Source organism: Lactococcus sp. FSL W8-0209 (genome assembly GCF_038006585.1).
GTDB lineage: Bacteria > Bacillota > Bacilli > Lactobacillales > Streptococcaceae > Lactococcus > Lactococcus lactis.
Genome location: NZ_JBBOVN010000001.1, coordinates 786,759 through 813,185 on the forward strand (window position 1 = coordinate 786,759; position 26,427 = coordinate 813,185).

Sequence of the window (26,427 nt, forward strand, 5' to 3'; positions counted from 1 at the left end):
TTTATTTCTATTATAGCAAAAAAAGAGAAGAATCTCATCATCTAAATAAAAAAACGGAGGACTACATCATGGTAGTTAAAGTTGGTATTAACGGTTTTGGTCGTATTGGACGTTTGGCATTACGTCGAATTCAAGAAGTCGAAGGAGTTGAAGTTGCGCATATCAACGATTTGACAGACCCAGCAATGCTTGCACATTTGCTAAAATATGATACAACTCAAGGACGTTTTAAAAGGACTGTTGAAGTCAAAGAAGATGGTTTTGATGTCAACGGAAAATTTGTGAAAGTTACGGCCGAACGTAATCCGGAAGACATTCAATGGGCTGATACTGGTGTTGAAATTGTGCTTGAAGCCACAGGTTTCTTTGCGACTAAAGAAAAAGCTGAAAAACATTTGCATCCTGGTGGAGCTAAGAAAGTTTTGATTACGGCACCTGGTGGAAATGATGTTAAAACTGTTGTCTTCAATACAAACCACACAATTCTTGATGGAACTGAAACAGTTATTTCTGCCGGTTCTTGTACTACAAATAGTTTAGCACCAATGGCGGATGCCTTAAATAAAAACTTTGGTGTTAAAGGTGGAACAATGACTACTGTTCACTCTTATACTGGTGACCAAATGACCCTTGATGGTCCACATCGTGGTGGAGACTTCCGTCGTGCGCGTGCTGCTGCCGAAAACATTGTTCCAGCATCAAGTGGAGCGGCTAAAGCAATTGGTCTTGTTTTGCCTGAACTTTCTGGTTTGATGAAAGGTCATGCTCAACGTGTTTCAACTCCAACAGGCTCAATTACCGAACTTGTTACTGTACTTGAAAAACACGTTACAGTTGACGAAATCAATGAAGCAATGAAAGCTGCCGCTGATGAAAGCTTTGGCTATAATGTTGATGAAATTGTTTCATCTGATATTATCGGTATGGCTCACGGTTCACTTTTTGATGCTACATTAACTGAAGTGACTGACCTAAAAGACGGTGGACAATTAGTTAAAACAGCTGCTTGGTATGATAATGAAATGAGTTTCACTGCTCAATTGATTCGTACTCTTGAATATTTTGCAAAAATTGCTAAATAATAATTTACCTTTATCATTTTCTAAAAACTTGTCAGTAACTTTTACTGACAAGAATTAAAAAGTAGAAAATGAAATAAAAAATTACTGACGGAAATTCTGTCAGTAATTTTTCTATTCATAAATTCATCAGTAAATTTGGCGATTATTTAACAATAATCATACCGTCTTTAATTTCCCAAGGGTCATTCATATTGATGTGGTCATAGAACATAACACCATTAGTGTGATCAATCTCATGTTGAACACAAATTGCTGGGAAATCTTTTAAGCGAATTTTTTTCTTTTCGCCTTCCTTGTTGTAGTATTCCACAGTTACACGAGCATGGCGAACGACGTAACCTGGAACTTCACGGTCAACAGAAAGACAACCTTCGCCACCTTCAACAGCCGCATCTTGAACAGAGTGACTAACCACTTTTGCATTATACATGATTTCGCGCATTTTGTAAGCTTCTTTAGGTGGAATTTCATTTCCATCTTCATCAACTTCAGGTTCATTTGGAATCAAAACGGCGATGACTTTTTTGAGCAAGCCAAGTTGGTTTGCTGCAAGTCCAACTCCACCACGGAGTCCCATTTTTTCAGCCATGACAGGATCTTGAGAATTATGTAAGAATTGCAACATTTTTTCTCCTAAGATAATGTCTTCATCTGACAATGGCAAGGTTACATCATTTGCCACTTCACGTAAAGTTGGATAACCTTCACGAATAATATCGTCCATGCTAATCATGTGACTTGCTTTGATTAAATTTGCTTGAATTTCATCACGATTCATTATTAATAAAACTTCCTTATCTTTTTTTGAATATAGATTAATTATAGCATATTTTTAGCGATGAAAATGGTAAAATTGTATTAGAAGATTAATAATAAGACAAATTTTACATCTATAGAATTCAGTAAACCTAATACTAAAAAGAGGATAAAAATGAAAGAATACAGACAAAATGTTGCAGCCATTATTCTCAATAAAGAAAACAAAATTTGGCTAGGTAAACGAGCAGACGGGATGAGCTGGGGCTTCCCACAAGGTGGAATTGAAGCTGGTGAAAAACCAGAGACAGCCATTATTCGAGAACTCTCAGAAGAAATTGGCACAAAAGAGTTTGAAATCATTGGACAATATCCAGGAACTTTAAAATATGATTTTCCTAAAGAGATGAAATTTCCAACTTGGACTTATGCTGGCCAAGAACAACATTATTTTCTTGTCCGATTGCATGAAGAAGCAAAAATTAATCTTGAAAGCCATCCTGAAGAAATTGAATTTTCAACTTATCAATTTTTAGGACTTTCTGAAATTCGTAAAATGGATTTTGGCTTTAAAAATGATGTTTATCATCAAGCATTAGATTATTTTTCAAAGATAATAGAAAAGAATTAAAGGAAAAAGAATGGCTATAGAAAGAATAACAGATAATAAATTTGAACTTGTTTCAAAATATGAGCCAGCCGGTGACCAAGGTGAGGCGATTGCTGAGTTAGTAGATAATATTGAGAATGGGGAAAAAGCTCAAATTTTACGTGGAGCAACAGGAACAGGGAAAACTTACACCATGAGTCAAGTGATTGCACGGACAGGTAAACCTACTCTTGTTATGGCTCATAATAAAACACTGGCTGGTCAATTATACAGTGAATTTAAAGAGTTTTTTCCAAATAATGCAGTTGAGTATTTCGTATCCTACTATGATTATTATCAACCCGAAGCCTATGTTCCAAGTTCTGACACCTATATTGAAAAAGACAGTTCGGTCAATGATGAAATTGATAAATTGCGTCATAGTGCGACCTCAAGCTTATTGGAACGTAATGATGTGATTGTTGTGGCCTCAGTTTCTTGTATTTATGGATTGGGTTCACCCAAAGAGTATCAAGATTCGGTGGTTTCATTGCGCCCAGGTCAAGAAATTTCTCGTGACCAACTTTTAAATGATTTGGTAGGAATTCAATTTGAGCGAAATGATATTGACTTTCAACGGGGCTGTTTCCGAGTTCGCGGGGATGTTGTAGAAGTTTTTCCAGCCTCTCGTGATGAACATGCCTTTCGTGTTGAATTTTTCGGTGATGAAATTGACCGTATCCGTGAAATTGAAGTTTTGACCGGACAAGTTTTAGGTGAAGTAGACCATTTGGCAATTTTCCCAGCGACACATTTCATGACAAATGATGACCGTATGGAAGAATCAATTGCCAAGATAGAAGCAGAATTAGAAGAACAATTAAAAGTTTTCCGCTCAGAAGGAAAACTTCTTGAGGCTCAACGTTTAGAACAAAGAACCAACTACGATATCGAAATGCTCCGTGAAATGGGTTATTGTAATGGGGTCGAAAACTATTCACGTCATATGGATGGGCGCGAGGAAGGCGAACCTCCATATACTTTGCTTGATTTCTTTCCTGATGATTTCATGATTATGATTGATGAATCACACATGACAATGGGGCAAGTAAAAGGGATGTATAACGGTGACAGAGCCCGTAAAGAAATGCTTTGTAATTACGGATTCCGCCTGCCTTCAGCCCTCGATAACCGTCCGTTAAAAAGAGAAGAATTTGAAAGTCATGTGCATCAAATTGTTTATGTTTCAGCAACCCCTGGGGATTATGAGATGGAGCAGACCGATACCATTGTTGAACAAATTATTCGTCCAACAGGTCTATTAGATCCTGTCGTAGAAGTTCGACCAATGATGGGACAAATCGATGATTTAGTTGGTGAAATTCATAAACGAGCTGAGAAAAACGAACGAGTATTTGTTACGACTTTGACTAAAAAGATGTCAGAAGATTTGACTGCCTATTTCAAGGAAATGGGGATAAAAGTTAAATATATGCACTCGGATATCAAAACATTAGAACGAACCGAAATTATTCGGGATTTGCGTTTAGGAGTCTTTGATGTTCTGGTGGGAATTAATTTGCTTCGTGAAGGGATAGACGTGCCAGAAGTTTCTTTAGTAGCAATTTTGGATGCTGATAAAGAAGGATTTTTACGTAATGAGCGTGGCTTGATTCAGACCATTGGTCGTGCAGCACGTAATAGTGAAGGCCATGTTATTCTTTATTCTGATATGGCTAAAGCCCTTGATGAAAATGATCCTGCGGATAAAGAAATCTTAGATAGTGGTTATTATACAGAATACGAGGGTCAAAAGTATAAAATAACGCGTTCAATGAAACATGCGATGGATGAAACGGCCCGCCGGCGTGAAATTCAAATGGCTTATAATGAAGAACATGGAATCACACCTCAAACGATCAAAAAAGAAATTCGTGATTTGATTGCCATTACTAAGAAAACTGAGTCTGGTGAGATTGAAGAAGTCGATGCAAGTGCGATGACTAAGAAAGAACGTAAAGCATTAGTCAAAAAACTTGAAAAAGAAATGCAACAAGCGGCTAGCGCCCTCGACTTTGAAGGAGCTGCTCAGTTACGTGATATGGTATTAGAATTACGTGCAATGGATTGATTAATAATTAATAAAAATTCACTCAATGAGTGAATTTTTATTTTTACTTAAGTATAAAAGTACATTTTTTATCTGAAAATCTTTGTTTTTTAAATAATTATAATATAAATATGCAAAAATCCTTGACAAAATAATTTTAAAATGTATAATTATACTTATTCTATTTATAAAAGAGGTTTAAGGATGAACAAGAAGATGAAAAAATTAGCATTGGGAATGGTCGGTTTGGCCGCAGTAGCAACATTAGCAGCTTGCGGAAATGGAAAATCGGCTACTAATCAAGTGGATAAAGTAAAAAAAGCTGGCGTATTGAAAGTTGCTTTATCTCCAGATTATCCACCCTTTGAATTTCAAATTATTAAAGATGGCAAGAATACAATCGTGGGTTCTGATGTTGATTTGGCCAATGCTATTGGTAAAAAACTAGGGGTTAAAGTGAAAATTGAAAGCATGGACTTTAACAATGTTTTAGCTAGTTTAAATACAGGAAAAGCAGATATTGCGATTTCGGGAATTTCAAAAGAACCTAGTCGTGAAAAATCTGTCAATTTCTCAGATGTATATTATACAGCAAGTAATTATTTAGTTGTGAAAAAATCTGATTTAAGTAAATATCGTTCAGTAGAAGATTTCAAAGGTAAAAAAGTAGCGGCACAAAAAGGGTCAACTCAAGAAGGCATTGTAACCAGTCAATTCAAAGGAGCAACAGAGATTGCCTTGCCACAAATTGGCGATGAAATCAATGAAGTCAAAGGGGGGCAGGTTCAAGGAGCCGTGATTGAAAATCTTATTGCTAAGAGTTACGTCGCAGCTAATTCAGATTTAGCGATTGCTAATGTGGACGTAAAAACGCCAAAAGATAGTTATGGTTCAGCGGTTGCACTTCCTAAAGGTTCAGATGAATTAACAAAGGTTGTCAATTCTGTCATTAAAGAAGAATTGAAGAACGGACAAATTAATAAAGATATTCAAAAGAACTACACGCTTTCTGAAAATAATAAATAGTTTGGTGGAAATTTATGGAAAAAGCTGTAGACTTATTAAAAAGTTTGGTTAATATTCCGTCAAGTTCAGGAAATGAAGAAGAGATTTTAATATTTCTTGAAAAATGGTTTATTGAGAAGCAATTTGATTTTGTTATTCGCAAAGAAACTTTTGTCGCCGGACAAATTAAAGCAAAAGGTAAAAAAGAACAAAAAAAAGAAGCCATTATCTTAACTGGGCATGTTGATACTGTCGTTTCAGGTCATTTAGCTGACTGGAAATTTTCGCCTACCGATGCAAGAGTAGAAGAGGGAAAACTCTTTGGACTTGGTGCGAGTGATATGAAAGGTGGCGATGTTGGAAACTTACTTGCTGCTGCAAGTTTTATTGGTAAAGATTTAAGTCAAGATATTTGGGTCGTGGGGACGGCTAACGAAGAACTTGATGGTAAGGGTTCAGAAGATTTTGCTCGTTATTTTAGTGAAAATTGGAGCTATGACTCAGCTTGTTGCATTATTGCAGAACCAACTGATTTAGAGAAGATTTATATTGGGCAACGTGGAAATCATTTTATGAAGCTACATTTTTCTGGGAAGGCTGGTCATGCTTCGGTACAAGAACATTTTCAGCAAAGCGCTTTAGGGGCGGTTACTTATTTTCTAGAAAATATTGAGCAAATCGTTGAAGACTTGAAAATTTACAAAAATAGTCAGCTTGGTCTGCCAACTTTTGTAGTGACATCAATTCTCTCTGGGGATGAAAATTCTCCTAATAAAACAGCCGACTTCGCTGAACTTGTGGTTGACTGTCGTTTAACTCCTGAATTGGAAGAGGTATTTGAGCAAGTCATGAGTGAGTTAGCTGTGCAGTATCATTTTACTTATGAAGATATTGTGACACCTGTTTTATCAACTTTGACCGATAATCAAGCTCCATTCATTCAGTTACTGACAGACTTATCTGGCGCGAAAACAACGGCGGCTTCGGGTTCTAATGATCAAGGATTTTTTGAAAATGTTGGGATTAGAACGGTTGTTTTTGGACCAGGACAGCATGAACAATGCCACATTGCAAATGAATCTATTATTCTTGAAAAGTTGGAAGAACATATTGAAATTTTACAATCCTTTATTAAAAAAATGCAGGAGAGTTAAGATATTTACTGACAAATCCTGTATATAATAAAAAAATTTACTGACAAAGACTGTCAGTAAATTTTTTTTAGTTTGTTTGTTCAGCTGCTTCATCAACGATGAAAGTGAACTGACAAGTGGTTACTTTTTTACCATCAACATAAGCTGCGGCATCAGCAGTTCCTACTTTTCCACGGAATTTTGTAATTTCAAATTCAAGTTTCATTACATCACCAGGAGTGACTTTTTGACGGAATTTTGCTTTATCAATTCCACCAATATAAGCCATTTTTCCTTGAAATTCTTCTTTTTTGAGAATCAAAATTGAACCAGCTTGAGCGAGTGATTCAAGAATCAAAACACCAGGGAAAGTTGGATTACCAGGGAAATGTCCATTAAAAACTTCTTCGTTAATCGTTACATTTTTCGTTGCAACAATTTTATTTTCAGAAATTTCATCAACGTAGTCAATAAACATGATAGGATAGCGGTTCGGAATAACTTCCATCACTTCTGTAGCAGTCATAGCGTATTTTTTAGTCATTTTTTATTCCTTTTCTTATTAAAAATTAATGAAAAGCCCGAGTAATCAGGGAAAAAGAGCCATCACTCTAACTTGACAGTTCAACATTTTTAAGTTAAAATTTTATGTATCAAGTATTTTGATATACAAAACCTTTTACAATTAATATTATCAATTTCTTGTGAGAGTGTCAACTTTTTTATATGACTTGTAAAGGTAAAGTGATTAAATTTATTTTTTTTTTATTTGCTAGTCGCTTAAACCTGATTATTTTAAAGAAAAGGACTTATTTTATTTATGTTTTTAGAAGGTAAAAAAATTGTTATCATGGGTGTTGCTAACAATAAATCTATTGCTTGGGGCTGTGCTAAAGCAATGAAAGATCAAGGTGCAACATTAATTTATACTTACCAAAATGAACGAATGGAAAAACAATTAGCTAAATTGGCTGAACCAGAAGATTTGCTCATTGAATGTGATGTAACTTCTGATGAATCTATTCGCCGTGCTTTTGGTACAATTGAGGCACGTGTCGGTAAAATTGACGGACTTGTTCATGCCATTGCTTACTCTAAAAAAGAAGAGCTTGGTGGGAATGTTACAGATATCTCTCGCGATGGTTATGCCCTTGCTCAAGATATTTCAGCTTACAGCTTGCTTGCTGTTGCTAAAGCAGCAAAACCATTGCTTAAAAAAGGTTCTGGTATCGTAACTTTGACTTACATGGGTTCAGTTCGTGCCATTCCTAACTACAATGTTATGGGAATTGCTAAAGCAGCTCTTGAATCAACAGTTCGTTATCTTGCTGCTGAAATGGCACATGTAGGTGTTCATGTGAACGGAATTTCTGCAGGAGCAATTAAAACACTTGCGGTTTCTGGAGTTTCAGGTTACAAAGATTTGATTAAAGAATCTGACAGCCGTACAGCTGATGGTGTTGGTGTAACAATTGATGAAGTTGGTCAAACTGCCGCTTTCCTTGTTAGCCCGCTTGCCTCAGGGGTCATTGGTGATATTGTTTATGTTGATAAAGGTGTTCATTTAACATAAGAATAAAGAGAAAAATACTGATTATTTTTATCGAGATTGATAAAAATAATCAGTATTTTTTTGACCTCAAGTAATACAAAAGAAACTTAATGTTAACAAAAAATATATTGAAGCAAATCAATTAAAGCGCTATCATTATCTTAACGAATGATTGTTATTATCCAGAATATTTTTGAATATAGTGGATTATCTCTTGCTTTTGTAGAAAAATTGGATTAAAGAAGAAATGTCAATTTAATTATTTAATATGGAGGTATAAATATGAAACTCATGAAGAAAACTCTTGTAACTCTCGCAGTCACCCTGGGAATATCAGGTGCTCTAAGTCCGGCTGTAAATGCGGCAACTAAAACAACTAATGCTTCTATTTCTGTTTTAAATATTATCACAATGGCGGATCGTGTCTATTTTCAGTATAATGGAAAAGCGATTAGTACAGCTACAGCTTTTCAGAGTGCTCATAGCTTTACTCCGACAAACTGGGTCACTCAAAATGGAATTTCACTTATTAATAAAAATGGTTCTTGGGGACGAATTTATCAAGGAAAATATACTGTGGGCTCAGGTATAAATGCTGGAAAATTTGGACATGTGGGAGTTAGTTTTAATAAGTATATACGGACAACTATTCTTGGAAATGGTCAATGGACCTATTCTACATTTAATTGATAATATTAGTGAAAATATGTACATGATTAAAATTTAGTTGTGTACATATTTTTTATAAAGGAGAATAAATGGAAATTGACATTCAAAATTTATCTTTTAATTTCAAAACACAAAATATTTTTGAGAATACAACGGTTTCTTTCACAGAGGGTAAAATCTCGTTTATTATGGCACCAAACGGTAGAGGGAAGACAACACTATTGAAACTTATTTTAGGAAGTCTGCATGCGAGCCAAGGCCTTATAAATAATTCAGCTAAAAATAATGATACATATGTCCTATTTGATAATTTAGAACTCTATAAAAATCTAACTGGAATGGACAATATTCTTTTTTTTACAAATTTTAGATATTCTAAATTGACAATTGAAAAGAGAGCTCAACGGTATCTTTCAGAAGAAAGACTGTCAAAACGGGTATCAACCTATTCTCTTGGTGAAGGGAAAAGATTATCATTGATTATATGGAACTTATTAGAACCTTCTTTAACGATGATGGATGAAGTGACAAATGGATTGGATTATGAGAGTTTAAATATTCTTAAGGAAGACCTTATCAGGTCAAAAAACGAGAAAATTATTTTATTAACAGGTCATCAATTTGAGTTTTATGAAGAGATTATTGATGATTTATATGTGATAAAAAATAAAAAAATTTTAAAGGTGGATAAAGGAGGTTTGAAAAAAATTTATGAAAATAACTTTAATTAAAGAGCTTTTCTATCTTACCAAATCCAAAATTTATCTAGTAATTTTTGGAATAATAATCGGCTTATTGATTTTAGGCACATTCCAAGCAATCCTTAATTTAAAAGGAGCTGAGAGTCTTTTTATGGAGGACAAACAATCAGATATTAATTTTCAAAAAAATATTCATAAAGATTATTCTATTTCTAATAATGGCAATCAATCTATACTTAATAATGCCACTCGCTATGATTATGAGCAATTAAATCAAGCCAACCAAGCAATCAGTTTTGTGGGATTTCCACAATTCATATTTAAAGCTTATGGTATGACAATTATTTCTTTACTTGCTGGTTTCTTTGGAGTACTTGTTGCAAACTATGATTATAAATTTGGAACCTTCAAAAGGAGACTTGGGCAACAGAGTTGGAAGATAATTTTATTAGGAAAATCTGTTGGATTAGTTGTATCATTAATTGTAATGTATTTGCTTATTTTTAGTTTGGCAGCTTGTTCTGGTGAAATTTTACACTTATTCTTTAAGTCTGAAAATGCTGGAGAATATGGGCAATCATTGTATCCCCTTATTAATTCAGATAGTTTTTATTTACTATTTTTTAGCTTTATGATTGGATTAGCATTAGCAATGATGTGTTTTGCGTTAACTTTAGCCAGTAAACGAGCAAACCTGATAGGGAGTGCTTTTATGATTTATTTATTTATCTTACCAAATACTGGTTGCTTCGATTGGAGTAATATGACATTAAATATTTTTGCACCATTTGGTAACCATCTAGGTGTGCCACCTCTTTCAATGACCCAAATCTCTCCTTTATTTATTTTAGTGCTATTTGTGACTTATCTTTTAATTATTCTTACTGGAGGAATGTTGATATTTTTTAAGCATACACGCTATAATATATAAGAAAAGTTACTGACAGAACTCTCATTTTAATCTGAACAAGAAATTATTGATTCAATAAATAAAAAAATCACTGACAGAAATTTTATCAGTGACTTTTTATTTTTTTATATCTTGTCAGTAAAAATTACTTACGATTTTGTTTACCAGCATTTCGTCCGCCAGATTTACGTTCCTTTTCATTGCGTTCACTTGTGATTTCTTTGAAATTTTCTTGAACAGAAGTAGGTGTAACATCTTTGAGACCTTCATTATTGATTTTTGGAGGATTTTTTGTAAATTCTTCATCAATACGACGGCGCATTCTTGGTTTCATGATGAAGGTAATGATGATTTGTTGGATAACAATAACAAAACCACCAACTGCCCAATAAAGTGCTACTCCAGCAGGTGACATGAATGAGAAGACAACAATCATTGCCGGACTCATAATCAACATTGCCATTCCTGATTTCTTTTGTTCAGGGGTCATTGACAAAGTTGAAATCCAGGTTTGGATGAAGTAAAGCACCCCAGAGATAATAACCAAGACCACACTTGGATGTCCTAAAGGAATCCCATAAAATGTTGAACTTGAAATTCCCGTTGTATAGGCTGCAGCATTATAAAGAGCGATAAAGAAAGGCCATTGAATCAACATTGGTAAGCAACCAATTGATGAAAGCATGTTAATTCCATTATCTTTTTGGGCTGCCATCAATGCTTGTTGAGCTGCCATTTTTTCTTCAGGAGTTTGTGCTTTTTTGAGTCGTTCTTGCAAAGGAGCAAATACAGGAGCAAGATAAGCCATTTTTTCTTGCATATAAGTTGATTTGTAGGCTTGATTCAAACCTAAAGGCAAGATGAGAAAACGGATAATCAGAGTAACAAAAATAATTCCCCAACCATAACCCATGTGCAAGTTATTAGCGAATAAGTCAACAAAAGCAGACATTGGACGAACCAAAAAATTATAGGTAATTCCATGAGTAGCTGCTTCGGTTGGAACGCGGACTCCATCAACAACGTGTGTTTGAACACAGCCAGATAGGAATAACAATCCGGCTGTCATTAAACCAGTCAATGTTAATTTCTTTTTCAAATTTTTCAATATAAGTTCACCTTCTATAAATTAAACATACTCACCTATTTTACCTAAAATTCAGATGAATTTCAATAGGACTAAAGGATGAAAAGCCATTCTGTAGTTTAAAATCTTCAATAATATTTTCTGTCAGCAAAAGAAAAAAGCTGTCAGTAGTGACAGCTTTTTATCAGTGGAAAATTAAGCTTCTTCCATCGCAATAATTGCTTTTAGAATAGCTGCAGTTTCTTTCCAGTCACGAACAGTGATTGTTTCAATTCCCATTTGAACAACAGGGTAATCATTTCCGCCAGGTTGAGTCATGTCACCAAAGTAAAGAATTTCTTCTTTAGTAACATTAAGTTCTTCCATCAAATGATTCATCCCAAATTCTTTATTTTGACCTGGAACAAAACCGTTAATAGTTGTTGTTCCAGCAACTTCAAATTCAAATTCTGGAGCATATTGACTAGCCAATTTAGCAATTTCATTACGTTTTGTCATGTCTGGGTCCCAAGCTTGTTTAGCTTCAACACCAGCTTTTTGACCGATTGCTGAGTAAGCAATCATCGATTCACGATTTTCATTAATTTCATCACCAGGGGCAAGAACAGATTCATCCCAATGTCCAAGCTCTTTAGCAGCTTTTTCAAGTGCACCCATAATTGCGTTAGCTTGTTCATCAGTTAAAGCGTAATTGAAGACCTGTTTCCATTCGCCATCTTTGTGAGCATAATATTGAGTCCCTTGGGCAACAAACAAATGGAAATTATCCAGATTTGCAGATTCAGGCAAATTATTAATAATTTGAATCAAAAATTGATCATATTTTTGACCAGAAATTGGTGCAATGATATATTTTTGAGACAAAGTAGCCAACAATTCAGCCATCTCAGGGAAAATCGGCATTTTTGGTTCATTGAGTGTGTTGTCAATGTCGAAACTTAATATTTTTTTCATAAGTTTTCTCCTATTTTTTTCTTATCAACGCTTACATTATAACATTTTTTTAATAAAAAAAACAATCTAATAAAAATAGATTGTTTTTTTTTCAATTATGAATTGCCTCTTGCTTTACTTAAAGCAGGGACAATTGCCATTGTTAAAATCACAGCGATGATCACTTCTGCAATAGAATTTCCTGTGATAATTGAAGCAAGCAAAGCTCCGAAGGTTTGTTTGGTTACATCATGAAAGAAGAGGAAGATGAAACTTAAAACCAAAAGTGTATTAGTTGCTGTTCCAACAAAAGCGGCTAAACCAGCTCCAAAACGATTTTGTGCCAAACGATAAACGAGGGCAGGAAGAATTCCGACTAGAACACGCGGAACGATGGCAATAACCAATGCCCAGATAGAACCATGATTTGTTCCAGGAACAGGCTGTAAGGGACTAAACATAAAGCTAGAAGGTAGGGTTACGATTGTTGAATTAATAACACTAATCAATCCCATCACTAGACCCAGAAATGCTCCTTTACGAACTCCAAGAACAATTGAACCAATGATTACTGGAATATGGAGCAAAGTTGGAACGATTGGTAAAGGCCAAACGCTATAGATAATTTGACTCAAAAGTTGGACAACGACCATAATTGCAATAAAAATGGACAAGATTGCCACATCAGACGCTTTTGATTTTTTCATAAATACCTCATTTATTTTATAAAGAATTTTTTAAATCCGATAGAATATCAGGTAAGTCGGCGAGTGCTCCCTCACCAAAATCTCCACAAGCGAGCAAAGATTTTTTCGGTTGAATCATATTATAATCTATTTTCTTAAGAATCTCAATGTTTTTTTGCGTCAAAGGATGTTGATACATTTTAGTATTCATTGCAGGGGCAAAATATTTTGGTACAGAAGGTTCAAGAGCAAGGGCTACAGAAGTGACAATATCATCAGCTCGGCCCTGCGCCAAACGGCTAATTGTATCAGCAGTTGCAGGTGCCACAAGGAAAAGCTCAGTATTTTTAGCTAAATCAATATGATTAACCAATTCAGGACGTTCTTCGTCCATAATATCCAAGTGAACCTTATTTTTGGACAAAACTTGTAGAGTTAAAGGAGTGATGAACTGAGTAGCGCTTTTTGTCATTAAAACTGTCACATCATATCCCTCTTTTGTCAGTAAAGAAGTTAAATCTGCTGCTTTGTAAGCTGCAATTGAACCTGTTACCGCAAGTGTAATTTTAGTCATTTTTTAATTCCTCCGAGGTTTTTAAAAGTCTGTCAGCAATTTCAGCCTTTGTTTTTAAAGTAATTTCATGATTTTTACTGACCAAAAATGCTTGATGATCATTTCCATGAATATTTTCTAAATCATTCGCTAAAATAAAATCAGCATGATTTGTCAGTAACTTTTCTCTGGCCACAGAAAGAAGCTCAGATTTTTCTACACCAACCAATAATTTAAAACCAAAAAGTAAAACATTTGGATTCCATTCTTTAATATAAGAAATAATTTTTGGTGTTTTTTCTAGGAGCATGATTTGATAATCAGATTTTGAAGAAATTTTCCCAACTTTTTCAGGACGAAAATTTAAAAGCTCCTCTTTAGAAAACTTGTCAGTAAAATTTTCAAGACCTGTCATATAAATAGGACGATAATCACTGACAGCCATACTATGGATAACAACATCCATGTCAGGGACTAAGTTTTTCATCTGTTCATAAAGGTCATGAGTTCCTTCAATCGGAATATAGGTCATTCTGTCAGTAAATTCAGGAAGTTTAGCCTGAAGTCCAGCTAATAAATAGACTTCATGACCAGCATTTAAAAAATTTTCAGCAGTCACTTTTCCGAGACTTCCTGTTGCAAAATTACTGATGCCACGAACGTTGTCAATAGGTTCCGTTGTTCCACCAGAAGTAATCAAAACTTTCATTTTTCACCAGTTTCTTTTAGAGTTGCTTTCATTTTATCCTAATAAAAATATTTTTTCAAGAGAAGTTTATTTACTAAAAATTTACTCACAGCTTAAATAAAAAAGCCATCAATTACTGACAGCTTTGATTGGCTCAAATGAAAACTTATTTCTTCTTTTTCATTTCTCCGCCTTGATAGAGCATTCCTTCTGGAAGGTCATTAAAGATGACATGAATTGCTGAAGTAGGTGCTCCAGCATGTTTAGAAATTGATTCAGTAATTTCTTTAGCAATTATAGCTTTTTGCTCAACTGTACGACCTTCAAAAAGTTCAACATGGACATATGGCATAATAAATTCTCTTTTCTATATGATTATGAGCATATTTTATCATATTTAAATAGAAAAAAGTTTAACGAATCAAAAATAACATTTTTACCGTTTGCAGGACTTCTCAGAACTATGTTAAGATAAAACAAAGTATTCTTAAAAATACTATATAATTGAAATCAAAAATTGAAATTGAGAAGAAATAGAGAGTAAAAAATATGTCTTTAAAAGGATTAACAAGTTTTGAGGTTGAAGAACGGATTCGCCAAGGGAAGATAAATAAAAATATAGATGAGACGGATCGTCCTGTTTGGGAAATTGTAAAACGAAATACTTTTACATTTTTCAACTTAATATTTGCAGTCATTGCGATTCTAATCAGTTTAGTTCAAGCATGGAATCAGCTTATTTTCCTTCCAATAATTGTCATTAATACAATTGTCGGAATTTATCAAGAAATCAAAGCCAAACGATATTTGGACCAAATGACTCTCCTGCACGCTCCGCAATCCACAGTGATAAGGAATGGTCAACAAGAAAAAATTGCTTCAGATGATTTGGTTGAAGAAGATATTATTATTCTTAAAACAGGAAATCAAATTGTCGCTGACGCTCGCATTGTCGAAGGAAGTATTTTTGTCAATGAATCACTTTTGACAGGTGAAGCTGACGAAATTGAAAAAAATGTTGATAACAAACTTCTGTCAGGAAGTTTTGTTGTGTCAGGAGAAGCCAAAGTCATTTTGGAAAAAGTCGGAAAAGATTCCTACATTTCCAAATTAACAGAACAAGCCAAATTGGTTGACCATGGCGAAGACTCTGAGATGTTACGGGCCCTCAATAAATTATTAAAGTGGGTCAGCTTTATTATTCTTCCGATAGCAGTCATTTTATTTACCCAAAATTACTTTGTCAATCATAATACACTTCAAACCAGTGTTGTAGCAATGGTGGCAGCGGTTATCGGAATGATTCCAGAGGGGTTGTATCTTTTAACAACCATTGCCTTAACGCTCAGTAGTGTGAAATTGGCTCGTAATCAAGTGCTATTGCACAATATGAAAAGTATTGAGTCCTTAGCGCGTGTAGACGTTCTATGTGTTGATAAAACAGGAACAATCACAGAACCCAGAATGTCAGTTGAGCAAGTATTTGTTAGCCCAAGTAGTAACATAAGCGAAGCGAAATTTATGTCTCTTTTATCTGACTACATCTCAGCAAATACTGATGACAATGATACCATGAAGGCAATTCGAGAGTTTATGCTTGCAAAAGGTGACCTTCAAAATCAAATGACCGGCGTTAAAAAAATTATTCCATTTTCATCAAAAGTAAAATATAGTGCTGTTTGTTTTGAAAATGAAAGTTATCTTTTAGGAGCACCAGAAATTGTTTTAGGGAAAACTTATGAAAAAATTAGCTCTGAAATCAATCATCTCTTAGAAGAAGGCTTTCGTGTCCTAGTTTTAGCGGGAACAAAAGAAAAAATTTATGACCAACTTAATTTGGGGGCTTACGCACTTGGCTACGTTGTGTTAGCCAATCCCATCAGAGAAAATGCTAAATCGACTTTTAACTACTTTGCAGAGCAAGGAGTCAATATCAAAGTTATTTCAGGTGATAACCCTCAAACCGTGTCGGCAGTTGCAAAAAGAGCAGGAATTACTGGAGCTGAACGTTTCATTGATGCAAATTTATTGAAAACGAAAGAAGATTTAGACCAAGCGGTTGAATCATATACTGTTTTTGGGCGTGTGACACCTGACCAAAAACGCCGTCTCGTTCAAGCCCTCAAACGTAAAGATCATACTGTCGCAATGACCGGAGATGGTGTTAATGATATTTTAGCCATGAAAAGTGCTGATTGTAGCATTGCCATGGCTTCCGGAAGTGATGCCGCGACCCAAGTTGCACAAGTTGTCTTATTAGATTCAGATTTTGGGCATATGACACAAGTAGTCACAGAAGGACGTCGAGTCGTCAATAACGTCCAACGTTCAGCCATTCTTTTCCTTGTAAAAAATCTCTTTTCAATCATCTTGGCAATTATCTCAGCAATCTTTGTCTTCACCTATCCCTTACAAGCTTCACAACTTTCACTTATCAGTTTATTCACCATTGGGATTCCGGGATTCTTACTCTCTTTAGAAGAAAATGACAAACGAATTGAAAAAGATTTTATTAAAAATGTTATCTTAAAAGCATTACCAGCCAGCTTGACTGAAATTACGGCCGTTTTAGGAGTCGTTATTGCTGGAGCTGCCTTCAAATTGACGGCATCAGAAATTTCAACTTCAGCAGTTATCTTACTAGCTGTTGTTGGATTTATGATTTTAACTAAAATCAGTGCACCACTCAACCGTTTTAAAATGGGAATTATCATTTTTAATATTGTTGGGATAATTATCTCAGGTTTCATGTTCAATTCCCTCTTCTCTATCAGCAAAATTTCTTTGGATAGTTTTGTTCTGGTTGCCTTACTCTCACTATTTTCAGAATCACTATTTAGAAATTTTGATTCACTATTAAAAAAGTTTTTCAAATAAGAAAGGATTAAAATGAAAGAAATAAATAAAGATATGAGAAATAAAGAACTCATAGAAGAATTGATAAGTTTATGGGAAAATTCAGTTAAAGAAACACATTCTTTTCTGTCAGTTAAAGAAATTGAAGATATAAAACAATATGTCCCGCAAGCTCTTAAAGCTATCGAACATTTAATTGTGGAATTTGACGATAATGAAAAACCAATTGCTTTTATGGGAATTGTTGGTGAGAAACTTGAAATGTTGTTTATTAGCCCTAATCGCATGAAAAAAGGACTCGGTAGAAAGTTGCTTGAAGAAGCAATAAAAAACTATTCGGTAAATGAACTTGTAGTGAATGAGCAAAATCCGCAAGCCAAAGGATTTTATGAGCATTTAGGCTTTAAAGTTTATAAAAGAAATCCAATTGACGAACAAGGAAATCAATATCCAATTCTTTTTATGCATTTGGGTTAATAATCAAAAATCTCACATTTGAACAGTGGGATTTTTTTAATACACGTGAAGAGATTAGGATAGAAGGCTATGTTATAATAGAATAGATTAAACCCAGGGAGTTTGAATGGCTTTTTTAATAATTTCCCTGATTATCATGCTAATTGGCCTGCTAAGATTAAAAATCAATAAACGAAGTATAATAGGAGGAATTTTTTTAGCCTCAGGTTTGATATTGAGCCTAGCCTCTCTGTTTTTTGAATTATTATACCTTATTTATCTTTATCTTCCGTCGGGTGATTTTGCAACCTTGATCATTGCTTATGGAATCCTTCCCTTAATATTTTTATTGGTCTGTGGATATTTCATTTTTAACTCAAAAACAATGAGAACTAAAGAAGGTAAAAGTGCCACTGCAAAATTATCTGCTCTATTTGGCTTAAATTTGCTTATTGCCTTTCCAGCACTCTTTATGTTATTCACATTTTCAACAAAAACAATACCACAAATAATCTGGTACATTCTTCTTTATATTTTACTTATTGATATAATTCTCTGTTTTTTGTTTGCAGCCTATATTTTATATTCATGGATGAGCCAAATGATTCCTTTACAAAAAAAGATAGATTATATTATCATTTTGGGTTCAGGTGTTAGAAGTGAAGAAGTTCCACCCTTGTTAAAGAGTCGATTGGACAAAGGAATTGAATATTACCAGAAAAATCCTACAGCCAAATTTGTTGTTAGTGGCGGACAGGGGGCGGATGAGCCTGTATCAGAAGCCTTCGCCATGCGAAAATACCTCCACTCACAAAAAATTCCTAATCATCAAATTCTTTTTGAAGATAAATCCACCACTACTTATGAGAACATGTTATTTTCTAAAAGGATAATTAATGAGGATTGGTCAGATAAAAAAATGCCCCCTTCAATCATTTTTTCAACCAATAATTATCATGTTCTCAGAGGAAGTTTATATGCGCAAAGAGTAAAATTAAAAGCCCAAGGAGTAGGGGCACCCACAGCACTTTATTTCTTACCTACGGCCTTAATTCGTGAATATATCGCATTACTTCTACATAGAAAAATTATTCTTTTTAGTGTATTGGGAGGTGTCTTACTATTCATCATTATTTCCCTTCTTCCTATTTAAAAAAGTTAGCAAACCTCAAGAAATAATCTCTTTCTTGAGGTTTTTAGTACTCATTTTTTCATTACAAAAATGTAAGAAGGAGGCATCGGACTTGATGTTAGAATGAAAGAGTAGCTAAATTGTAAAAAGAAAAAAAGGAAAGATATAGAATGAAGAAAATACTAATAGCGCTAATTATCATAGTACCAATTGCCATTACCGGATTTCTCGGTTATGACTTTTTCAAAAAAAATTTTGCTCATGTTCACGGTATAATCATGTATAGTGATAATAAGGATGAAGCAGATACTATATTAGAGAATAATAAAAAATATATTGATAAAAGTTTAACTGTAGAAGGTAAATACAGTTCAAAATCAGATGTCTTAGTCTTGAATACTCAAGCTGCTAATAAATTAATAAATGAAAAAGTTTTTAATAACGTAACCAAAAAAGGAGACAAGTTTAAATTTAAGACAGTAGAAAACTTATCAGCCGAGCCAGCTTTGTGGACAGGAAAGGAAGATAAAACAATAACTGATGATAAAGGACAGTCAGTGAAACCTAAAAGTACAAAATATATTGTTCTAGGAGAATACAGTGCTACTTCTAAGCTATTGATTCTTAATGATGAAGATTATCAAAAATTTGATGCAAAAGCTAAATTTGTAAGTGTAATAAAAGAAAAACGAGATGCTGATAAAGTCCTTAAAAGCTACATTACGAGTGGTTCAATTCCCTCACAGATATTCCCTTACAAATAATAAAAACTACTAAAAATAACTCTTATAAAATGTTACTGGAAATTTTTCCAGTGACATTTTTATTTTTTAACAAATTAAAGATGATTATACTAAGTTATAAAGTTATCAAGCGAATAAGACAGCTTGACTCACTATTTATGTAATAATATAAGTATAGTAATCAAAAGAACTCATGTATATTAAAAGGTAGAGAAATTATGACTAGTAAAAAACTAAAAGCATTGGGACAACTAATATTATTTATTGTAGGAATTGAACTAATTGGTGGCCTATCTGGCCTCTTGGCGGGGGATATTAAGGGGATTTATAATAATCTTAAACTCCCACCCCTAGCTCCACCAGACTATCTTTTTGGGATTGTTTGGCCTGTATTATATGCTCTTATCGCCATTTCCGCCTATTTGATTTTTTATAAGCTGAAAACTCAAAGAAGTGAGGGACAAAATGCTTTATTCTATTTTGGAATACAACTTATCTTAAACTTTATTTGGAGTATTATTTTTTTCAAAGGCTATTTTTGGTTAGGAGTTATTATTATTCTCTTACTAGATTTTATTGTTTATCTCTGCATCATTAAATTTTCAAAAATTAATAAGTGGTCTGCATTCCTTCTAATTCCTTATTTTATTTGGATTATTTTCGCAACATATTTGAGTATATCAGTTGCTATCTTGAACTAAATAATTTGAGGAGAATCTGATGGTTTGGGCAATAAATAATGATTATATAACATAAAAATTTTGATATTTATAAGTATATACATCTGTAAAACTGAAAGCTATAGATTGGAGAAGAATAATGAATTTTATTAAACCCTTTATTATAAGTGGAGTAATTTTTTTAATTTTAGATATTTGCTGGCTCTTTTTTGCAAATAAAAAAATCTATCAGCCAAATATTGGTAACTTGATGGGAGATTTTAAAGTTATTCCGGCCATTATCTTCTATATTATTTATCTAGGAGCACTAACATTTTTTGTATTAATGCCCGGACTTGAAAAAAATAGTATAACTTACGTCTTACTGAGTGGTGCTCTACTAGGATTAGTATGTTATTCTACATACGATTTAACAAATTTGGCATCAATTAAAGACTGGTCACTAATGGTAACAATAATTGATATTATTTGGGGGACTTTTGTAAGCTCTTTGAGTGCAAGTCTTTCATTTCTTGTGATTACAAAGTTTATGGAAGGATAAAGAATGGAAAAGGTAAAATCTGAAGACCGTCTACTAGAAAGTATCATAGCAGGAGCGCAAAAGGTTATTAACGGAAAGGATGAACTAAACAAAATAAATGTATTTCCAGTTGCCGATGGGGATACAGGGAGTAATTTAGCATCTTTAATGCAAACCATTATTGATAATTTATCTAATAATAATTATTCAACGAACCTTTTATTTGATGAAGTAGCTTCGGCAGCACTCATTGGGGCTCGGGGAAATTCTGGAATTATTTTTGCCCAGTACTTAAATGCCGTTTCAGATTATTATAGTGTATATGAAACTAACTTAGAGATACTTGTTTTAGCTTTCAACAGAGCAGTAAAGAGCGCCTATGATTCTTTGATTGAGCCCAAAGAAGGAACGATTTTATCAGTTATGAAAAGATGGGCAGAAGTATTACTGATTACTTTTAAAGAAAGTACATCTTTTGAAAAAGCCTTGCTAGAAGCAAAAGGAGAAGCTTGGAAAGCTCTTAAGGAAACACAATTTCAGATGTCAATTTTAAAAAAGAATAAACTCGTTGACTCTGGAGCGAAGGGTTTTTACTACTTTATATCTGGTTTTACTGACGCTTACTGTGGAGAAAAAGTAAGTAAGATACAAGAAGGACTTATCCCCAGCATAAAAGAATTAAATACAGAAGATATTAAAGAACACTTTATATCTGAAGCACCTAAAAATAGGTATTGTTCAGAATTTATTATCAAAGAACCCCTAAAACAAGAAAAGGACTTAAAAGAATCACTAAGGAAATGGGGAGATTCTTTAGTTATTGCTGGAAATAAAAAACAAATAAAGATTCATATCCATACTAACCATCCGGAAAATATATTAGCACTGTTAGAAAAAACAGGAACAATTATCTATCAAAAAGTTGATGATATGCAATTACAATATGAAATATCACAAAATAGAAAATCATCCATTGCTATTGTCACAGATTCTGTTGCCGATCTATCTGCTGATTTTATACTTGAAAATCAAATTTTTGTTTTACCTTTGAATGTTTCAGTAGGTGAGCAAGCCTTTTTAGATAAACTTACAATCAATCCTCAAATTTTTTCAGAAAAGTATAATAAGAATTTAAAAATGACAACTTCTCAACCAAGCATTCAATCTGTTGATTCGCTTTTCTCCTTTTTAGAAGGAAAATATGAACATATCATCGTGATTTCAGTTTCTTCAAAACTAAGTGGCACTTATCAACTTCTCAACCAAAGAATTACAGCAAAGAAATCCTTAGAAAACCGAGTACATCTTATAGATTCCAAATTAAATTCAGTGGCTCAAGGACTACTAGTTAAACAAGTTGCCAAATTGATTAGTGAAGAGCGTTCTATTGAATCAGTACTTAATGAAACAGAAAAAATAACTGACCGGATATTTATTTATGTGGCAGTAGAAGATTTATCGCCAATGATAAATTCGGGAAGAATTCCAAAAATTTTGGGAGAAACCGCACAAAAACTTTCAATGCATCCAATTATTAGTCTTGATAAAAGAGGAAACGGAAAGCTGATTGGTGCTTCTTTTAGTCAAAATAAGAGTATGGATAAAATTTTGAAAAAAATTAACCTATTGTCAAAAGAAGGACAAATCGAAGAATTAGCTTTGACACATGTTTTATCCGAAGAATCAGCCTTAAAGATAAATGAACTATTGAAAGAAAAAACTACTAAAAACTGTGAAATTATAGACAGTTCAGCAGCAATTGGAATTTCTGCAGGGATTGGAAGTTTAGCAATTGCCGGACTATTAAAGGAGGTCAAATGAATTATATAGCCGTTTTGGTAACTTTATTACTTTATTTCATCTGTTGGTTTCTTATTGCGACATCTAAGAAGAATTACGGATTGATAGATATTGCTTGGGGCGGAGGATTTGTTCTTACAGCTGTGGTCTCTTATTTATTTTCTCCGAGAATTACGATTCAAAATAGCCTAATCTTAGTATTAGTCATATTATGGGGAGTACGTTTAGCAATTCATTTAGGAAGACGAAATTGGAATAAACCCGAGGATTATCGCTATACAAATATGCGTAAAAGGTGGGGAAATAATTTTCCAAAATTGAAAGCTTTTCTAACGGTATTTATGGTGCAATATCTTTTGTTAATCATTATTTCACTCCCAATTATTCAAGTCAATTCAAATGTTAATTCTCAATTTTATTGGTGGCAAATTTTAGGTATAATAATTTGGATATTTGGCTTTATCTTTGAAGTTTTTGGAGATCGTCAGTTAGAAGTCTTTAAAAAACTACCCCAAAATAAAGGAAAACTATTGACTAGTGGCCTGTGGTCACTAACACGACATCCTAATTATTTTGGCGAGTCAATGTGTTGGTGGGGAATATTCTTAATCTCTTTGACGACTTTATCAACGCTTTGGTTGGTTATTAGTCCACTATTGATTACTAGTCTCCTTTTATTTGTATCTGGTGTACCAATTCTTGAAAAAAAATATAAGAATCGTGAAGATTTTAAAGAATATGCAAAAACTACCCCGAAGTTTGTTCCTTTTATTGGTAAAAAGGGCCTGTAGACTAAGTTCTCAATCATAAAGGCCCATAATTTTAGTAATTTCCTTTTTATTCTTATATAAAACAACATTCGTATGCTTTCAAAATTGTAAGCTTATTAATCCAGCTCCTTGATATAATAAGGGTATAAAATAAAGGAGAATATATTGTGAAGAAAGTATTAGTAGGATTGTTAGCTATTATGGTTATGATAATCGCTTCTGGATATACATATTATAAAATGAATTATGGTGGGGAAAGTTACTATGTTCAAATATTAGTTAATGGTGAGCGGGAAGAGACGACTGCTGATGATCATACACCAATGGTAATTTATCACTACAAACTTGATTCTTTCAATTCAAAAGGAGATAAAAAGTTAGTAAAGTTTATGGCTAGTCATAATTTAAGAAACCAAGCCTATTTAGAACTGACTTATAACAAGCATAAAGGTGTAACAAACTGGAATGAGGTCCAAGAGAAAGAAATACCAAAACCTGCATTAAAAGAGCTACAAAGCTTAGAAAACTAATTTCTATTTTCCTTATCTAGATAAAGAATTTGTAAGCTAGGGAGCTAAAAGAAGTTAGTGGATAGATTAAATATTTTAGCGATATAATGATAGTGTTAAAGGAAAAAAGGAAAATAAATATGGCTTTTAATATCTGTGTAAATCTTTATGTAAAAGAAGTAGAAAAAGAAGTAGATTTTTTCAGGTCAATCGGTTTTTTAGAAATTGAAAGACATAAGATGGAAAACTCAGATTCAGTTGTAATTGCACCGCTATCAGATGGCAATGCTTTTTTACAAATTTGGGATATCGAGTTTATAAAAAAAGTCTCACCCGAAGTTGCGAATGATAAACCTTCATTACTATTCACAGTAGATAATATAGAAGAGATGAATGAAAAATTAAAGAAAATTACTCCTACAACAAGCGACTTGATGGATGCTAACGGGAAAAAAGCATTTAATTTCCAAAGCCCTTCGGGTAACTATTATGCTTTTATGGAAATTTAATCATATCTAATTTTATAATAGTACTTAAAAACTGTCATTAAAGGCAGTTCTTTTTATTTAAATGAAAAAATAAAGAAATCATATAAATTTTTATTCTGTGTAATCTAAAATATTTGCAAAAACAAGTAAAATATTTTATTATATGACTTATCAATCATTGACTCGTCAAGTATTTATTTTTCCAAAAATTGAAAAATAAACATTAATAAATAAAAAGGAATAAAAATTATGATTATTGTAAATGCTAAATTTTATATTAAAGAAGATAAAAAATCTCAATTCTTAAAAGAGATAGAAGGTCTGATTTCAGCTTCCAAAAAGGATGAAGGATGTCTGGAATACTCTCTTTATGAATCTACGGATAATCAGCTAGAATTTGTGATGATAGAAAATTGGGAATCACAGGAAGCGATCGAAAAACATAACACTAATCCCCTTTTGCTAGCATTCGCTAAGAACTTAAGCACTTATAGTTCAAAGAAACCAGTTCTACAAATTGCGGAAACAAAGTAAAAAATAATTAACAATATAAAAAGATAGAGCAAGAAAAATATTGCTCTATCTTTTTATATTATAGGGAAAGAAATTAGTGAAGAATCTTCTAAGGTTTAGAAGGTAAAACTGGGAAAGGAAAAGTAATCGCTCAACTATATTTTAGATATGGAAATATTACTGGATTCCTTTATAACAATGCATTATAGAAACTAAAATAAAATTTAGTGGGCAAAATTTAAAATACATAAAACAACAAGATACTGGACTAATGTCAAATATTTAGACACAAAATGAGCTATATTTTTGGAAAGTCAACGAAAAACTAGACACGGAGTTAAGAGAATTTAAGAATTATATTTTTCAAAGTCTTTTGGAGACTTGTAATCAAGACCTGAATGCATCCTTTTTGTATTGTAATAGGTCTCAATGTATTTAAATATTTCTTGAGTAGCCTCAGCTCTTGTCTCAAAATGAGCATCATTAATAAGCTCCCTCTTTAGCGTCTTATAAAAAGACTCCATCATTGCATTGTCATAGGGATTTCCTTTACGACTCATGCTAGATTGAGCACCGACTTGACGAAGAGTAGATTGATAACGAGAGCTTGTATATTGACTCCCTTGATCAGTATGGACAATCAAGCCAGGCTGAGGATGTTCTTTCCCACAAGCTTGTAAGAAGCAATCCCTCACCAGTTTATCTTGCATCCGTGAAGACATTGACCAGCCTACAATCTTACGTGAAAAAACGTCGATATTCACGGCTAAGTATAAGGTGCCTTCTTTGGTAGGGATATAGGTCATGTCTCCCAGCCATACTTTATTAGGAGCTGTTGCTTTAAAGATCTGATTAATTAAATTGGGTCTTGAAAGCGAAGCTCCTTTTCTGTTGTAATGTTTATATTTATAACGGCTTCCCTTGGCATAAAGTCCCATCAAGTGCATCAGTTTTCCAACACGTTTCGTGTTGGTCATAATACCAGTATTATGAAGTACCTTGGTAATTCTAACCGCACCATAGCGTCCCTTATGCTCATGAAAGACAGCTTTTATCTTCTCTGAGAGAATTTCTCTCTCCACTTGTTGTTTTGAAGGACGACGATGCATGTATTCATAGAAACCTGAGCGAGAAACCTTAAGAACTTTTACTGCATGCTTAATTTTTATCTTCCCATGATGTTTCAAGAGAAATTCAAAACGTTTTACTTGCTTCGCTTCAAGAAGACCCGGAACTTTTTTAGAAGTTCAAGTTCCTCCTGAAGATAACGATTTTCTTTCTCTAACAATTTAATCTTATGTTGGGCATTAGCTAGGGCTGTCCCATTGCCTGGAAAAGCACTTTCTCCATATTCTTCAACTTCTTGAACCCAGCGATAAAGACTATTGGCATGAACCTCAAGCTCTTGGCTGACTTCTTTAACAGAGTAACCCTCTTCAAGAATGAGTTTTACTGCAGAATTTTTAAATTGTTTATCGAATTTTCTTCTTGCCATAATAAACCTTT

29 protein-coding genes are annotated in these 26,427 nt (G+C 33.5%); 20 read left to right on the forward strand and 9 right to left on the reverse strand.

Annotated elements, in window-relative coordinates:
- Positions 1 to 68: 68 nt before the first annotated feature.
- A complete protein-coding gene (gene gap / locus MKX45_RS04015) occupies positions 69 to 1,082 on the forward strand; it encodes a type I glyceraldehyde-3-phosphate dehydrogenase (protein ID WP_340816824.1) in 1,014 nt (337 codons plus the stop codon).
- A 142-nt stretch (positions 1,083 to 1,224) separates the two neighbouring features.
- Here gap and def read toward each other — a convergent pair whose 3' ends face one another.
- Positions 1,225 to 1,860 carry a peptide deformylase gene (gene def / locus MKX45_RS04020; protein WP_003130816.1) on the reverse strand — a complete coding sequence of 212 codons (636 nt, stop codon included), beginning with the start codon at positions 1,858 to 1,860 and terminating at the stop codon, positions 1,225 to 1,227.
- A 147-nt stretch (positions 1,861 to 2,007) separates the two neighbouring features.
- Here def and MKX45_RS04025 point away from each other — a divergent pair, with 147 nt between their 5' ends.
- The 4 genes from MKX45_RS04025 (at position 2,008) to MKX45_RS04040 (ending at position 6,696) form a co-directional block, all read left to right on the forward strand.
- Positions 2,008 to 2,469, forward strand: a complete 462-nt coding sequence (locus MKX45_RS04025; RefSeq protein ID WP_306171264.1) for an RNA pyrophosphohydrolase — start codon at positions 2,008 to 2,010, stop codon at positions 2,467 to 2,469.
- 10 nt (positions 2,470 to 2,479) lie between these two features.
- The gene (gene uvrB / locus MKX45_RS04030) at positions 2,480 to 4,558 is read left to right on the forward strand and encodes an excinuclease ABC subunit UvrB (RefSeq protein WP_340816825.1); all 2,079 of its coding nucleotides are present in this window, start codon (positions 2,480 to 2,482) and stop codon (positions 4,556 to 4,558) included.
- A 195-nt stretch (positions 4,559 to 4,753) separates the two neighbouring features.
- Complete coding sequence (locus MKX45_RS04035; protein ID WP_074453851.1) at positions 4,754 to 5,563, forward strand: ABC transporter substrate-binding protein; 810 nt, start codon at positions 4,754 to 4,756, stop codon at positions 5,561 to 5,563.
- A 14-nt stretch (positions 5,564 to 5,577) separates the two neighbouring features.
- The gene (locus MKX45_RS04040) at positions 5,578 to 6,696 is read left to right on the forward strand and encodes a M20 family metallopeptidase (RefSeq protein WP_012897289.1); all 1,119 of its coding nucleotides are present in this window, start codon (positions 5,578 to 5,580) and stop codon (positions 6,694 to 6,696) included.
- A 67-nt stretch (positions 6,697 to 6,763) separates the two neighbouring features.
- Here MKX45_RS04040 and fabZ read toward each other — a convergent pair whose 3' ends face one another.
- Positions 6,764 to 7,219, reverse strand: a complete 456-nt coding sequence (fabZ, locus tag MKX45_RS04045) for a 3-hydroxyacyl-ACP dehydratase FabZ (protein WP_003130498.1) — start codon at positions 7,217 to 7,219, stop codon at positions 6,764 to 6,766.
- A gap of 276 nt (positions 7,220 to 7,495) precedes the next feature.
- On the opposite strand from fabZ, the gene fabI reads away from it, so the two are divergent.
- From fabI to MKX45_RS04065, 4 genes are all read left to right on the forward strand, one after another.
- Positions 7,496 to 8,248, forward strand: a complete 753-nt coding sequence (fabI, locus tag MKX45_RS04050) for an enoyl-ACP reductase FabI (RefSeq protein ID WP_012897290.1) — start codon at positions 7,496 to 7,498, stop codon at positions 8,246 to 8,248.
- A 261-nt stretch (positions 8,249 to 8,509) separates the two neighbouring features.
- Entirely contained in the window at positions 8,510 to 8,917 is a 408-nt protein-coding gene (locus tag MKX45_RS04055) for a hypothetical protein (protein WP_003130500.1), read from the forward strand.
- 68 nt (positions 8,918 to 8,985) lie between these two features.
- Complete coding sequence (locus MKX45_RS04060) at positions 8,986 to 9,627, forward strand: ATP-binding cassette domain-containing protein (protein WP_012897291.1); 642 nt, start codon at positions 8,986 to 8,988, stop codon at positions 9,625 to 9,627.
- A complete protein-coding gene (locus tag MKX45_RS04065) occupies positions 9,608 to 10,528 on the forward strand; it encodes an ABC transporter permease (protein WP_012897292.1) in 921 nt (306 codons plus the stop codon). Before MKX45_RS04060 ends, MKX45_RS04065 begins: the two co-directional genes overlap by 20 nt.
- A gap of 124 nt (positions 10,529 to 10,652) precedes the next feature.
- Here the strand turns inward: MKX45_RS04065 and yidC are convergent, their stop codons facing one another.
- The 6 genes from yidC to MKX45_RS04095 form a co-directional block, all read right to left on the reverse strand.
- Positions 10,653 to 11,615: a membrane protein insertase YidC gene (gene yidC, locus MKX45_RS04070; RefSeq protein ID WP_003130506.1), complete on the reverse strand. Its 963-nt coding sequence runs from the start codon at positions 11,613 to 11,615 to the stop codon at positions 10,653 to 10,655.
- A gap of 174 nt (positions 11,616 to 11,789) precedes the next feature.
- Positions 11,790 to 12,548, reverse strand: a complete 759-nt coding sequence (locus MKX45_RS04075) for an HAD-IIB family hydrolase (RefSeq protein WP_003130508.1) — start codon at positions 12,546 to 12,548, stop codon at positions 11,790 to 11,792.
- 95 nt (positions 12,549 to 12,643) lie between these two features.
- Entirely contained in the window at positions 12,644 to 13,234 is a 591-nt protein-coding gene (locus MKX45_RS04080) for an ECF transporter S component (protein ID WP_003130510.1), read from the reverse strand.
- A 16-nt stretch (positions 13,235 to 13,250) separates the two neighbouring features.
- Positions 13,251 to 13,787 carry a phosphopantothenoylcysteine decarboxylase gene (gene coaC, locus MKX45_RS04085; RefSeq protein WP_340816826.1) on the reverse strand — a complete coding sequence of 179 codons (537 nt, stop codon included), beginning with the start codon at positions 13,785 to 13,787 and terminating at the stop codon, positions 13,251 to 13,253.
- On the reverse strand, positions 13,780 to 14,475 hold the full coding sequence (locus MKX45_RS04090; protein ID WP_195918704.1) for a phosphopantothenate--cysteine ligase: 696 nt from the start codon (positions 14,473 to 14,475) through the stop codon (positions 13,780 to 13,782). The genes coaC and MKX45_RS04090 overlap by 8 nt, the downstream gene beginning before the upstream one ends.
- 145 nt (positions 14,476 to 14,620) lie before the next feature.
- The gene (locus MKX45_RS04095; protein ID WP_003130513.1) at positions 14,621 to 14,806 is read right to left on the reverse strand and encodes a 2-hydroxymuconate tautomerase; all 186 of its coding nucleotides are present in this window, start codon (positions 14,804 to 14,806) and stop codon (positions 14,621 to 14,623) included.
- 197 nt (positions 14,807 to 15,003) lie between these two features.
- Here MKX45_RS04095 and MKX45_RS04100 point away from each other — a divergent pair, with 197 nt between their 5' ends.
- From MKX45_RS04100 to MKX45_RS04150, 11 genes are all read left to right on the forward strand, one after another.
- Positions 15,004 to 17,331: a cation-translocating P-type ATPase gene (locus tag MKX45_RS04100; RefSeq protein WP_023189441.1), complete on the forward strand. Its 2,328-nt coding sequence runs from the start codon at positions 15,004 to 15,006 to the stop codon at positions 17,329 to 17,331.
- Between the two features lie 12 nt (positions 17,332 to 17,343).
- Positions 17,344 to 17,787 carry a GNAT family N-acetyltransferase gene (locus MKX45_RS04105; RefSeq protein ID WP_003130515.1) on the forward strand — a complete coding sequence of 148 codons (444 nt, stop codon included), beginning with the start codon at positions 17,344 to 17,346 and terminating at the stop codon, positions 17,785 to 17,787.
- Between the two features lie 106 nt (positions 17,788 to 17,893).
- A complete protein-coding gene (locus MKX45_RS04110; protein ID WP_340816827.1) occupies positions 17,894 to 18,919 on the forward strand; it encodes a YdcF family protein in 1,026 nt (341 codons plus the stop codon).
- 149 nt (positions 18,920 to 19,068) lie between these two features.
- On the forward strand, positions 19,069 to 19,662 hold the full coding sequence (locus MKX45_RS04115; protein WP_010905446.1) for a lipoprotein BA_5634 family protein: 594 nt from the start codon (positions 19,069 to 19,071) through the stop codon (positions 19,660 to 19,662).
- Between the two features lie 197 nt (positions 19,663 to 19,859).
- Positions 19,860 to 20,342: a TspO/MBR family protein gene (locus tag MKX45_RS04120; RefSeq protein ID WP_003130518.1), complete on the forward strand. Its 483-nt coding sequence runs from the start codon at positions 19,860 to 19,862 to the stop codon at positions 20,340 to 20,342.
- Between the two features lie 118 nt (positions 20,343 to 20,460).
- Positions 20,461 to 20,862 carry a DUF2177 family protein gene (locus tag MKX45_RS04125; RefSeq protein WP_003130519.1) on the forward strand — a complete coding sequence of 134 codons (402 nt, stop codon included), beginning with the start codon at positions 20,461 to 20,463 and terminating at the stop codon, positions 20,860 to 20,862.
- 3 nt (positions 20,863 to 20,865) lie between these two features.
- Positions 20,866 to 22,662 (forward strand): DAK2 domain-containing protein, encoded by a 1,797-nt coding sequence (locus MKX45_RS04130; protein ID WP_012897297.1) that lies wholly within the window; start codon positions 20,866 to 20,868, stop codon positions 22,660 to 22,662.
- Positions 22,659 to 23,432 carry a DUF1295 domain-containing protein gene (locus tag MKX45_RS04135; protein WP_010905448.1) on the forward strand — a complete coding sequence of 258 codons (774 nt, stop codon included), beginning with the start codon at positions 22,659 to 22,661 and terminating at the stop codon, positions 23,430 to 23,432. Before MKX45_RS04130 ends, MKX45_RS04135 begins: the two co-directional genes overlap by 4 nt.
- Positions 23,433 to 23,578: 146 nt before the next feature.
- Positions 23,579 to 23,941 carry a YxeA family protein gene (locus MKX45_RS04140; RefSeq protein ID WP_010905449.1) on the forward strand — a complete coding sequence of 121 codons (363 nt, stop codon included), beginning with the start codon at positions 23,579 to 23,581 and terminating at the stop codon, positions 23,939 to 23,941.
- A gap of 119 nt (positions 23,942 to 24,060) precedes the next feature.
- Positions 24,061 to 24,429, forward strand: coding sequence for a glyoxalase/bleomycin resistance/dioxygenase family protein (locus MKX45_RS04145; RefSeq protein WP_021723158.1), 369 nt, complete (start codon positions 24,061 to 24,063; stop codon positions 24,427 to 24,429).
- A gap of 228 nt (positions 24,430 to 24,657) precedes the next feature.
- The gene (locus tag MKX45_RS04150; RefSeq protein ID WP_003130528.1) at positions 24,658 to 24,942 is read left to right on the forward strand and encodes a putative quinol monooxygenase; all 285 of its coding nucleotides are present in this window, start codon (positions 24,658 to 24,660) and stop codon (positions 24,940 to 24,942) included.
- A gap of 326 nt (positions 24,943 to 25,268) precedes the next feature.
- Here MKX45_RS04150 and MKX45_RS04155 read toward each other — a convergent pair.
- Positions 25,269 to 26,416, reverse strand: a protein-coding gene (locus MKX45_RS04155) for an IS3 family transposase (protein WP_095559415.1) whose coding sequence is annotated in 2 segments (ribosomal slippage) — positions 25,269 to 26,164 and positions 26,164 to 26,416 — 1,149 coding nt in all. Because the reading frame shifts where the segments join, the coding sequence is not laid out codon by codon here.
- Positions 26,417 to 26,427 lie beyond the last annotated feature (11 nt).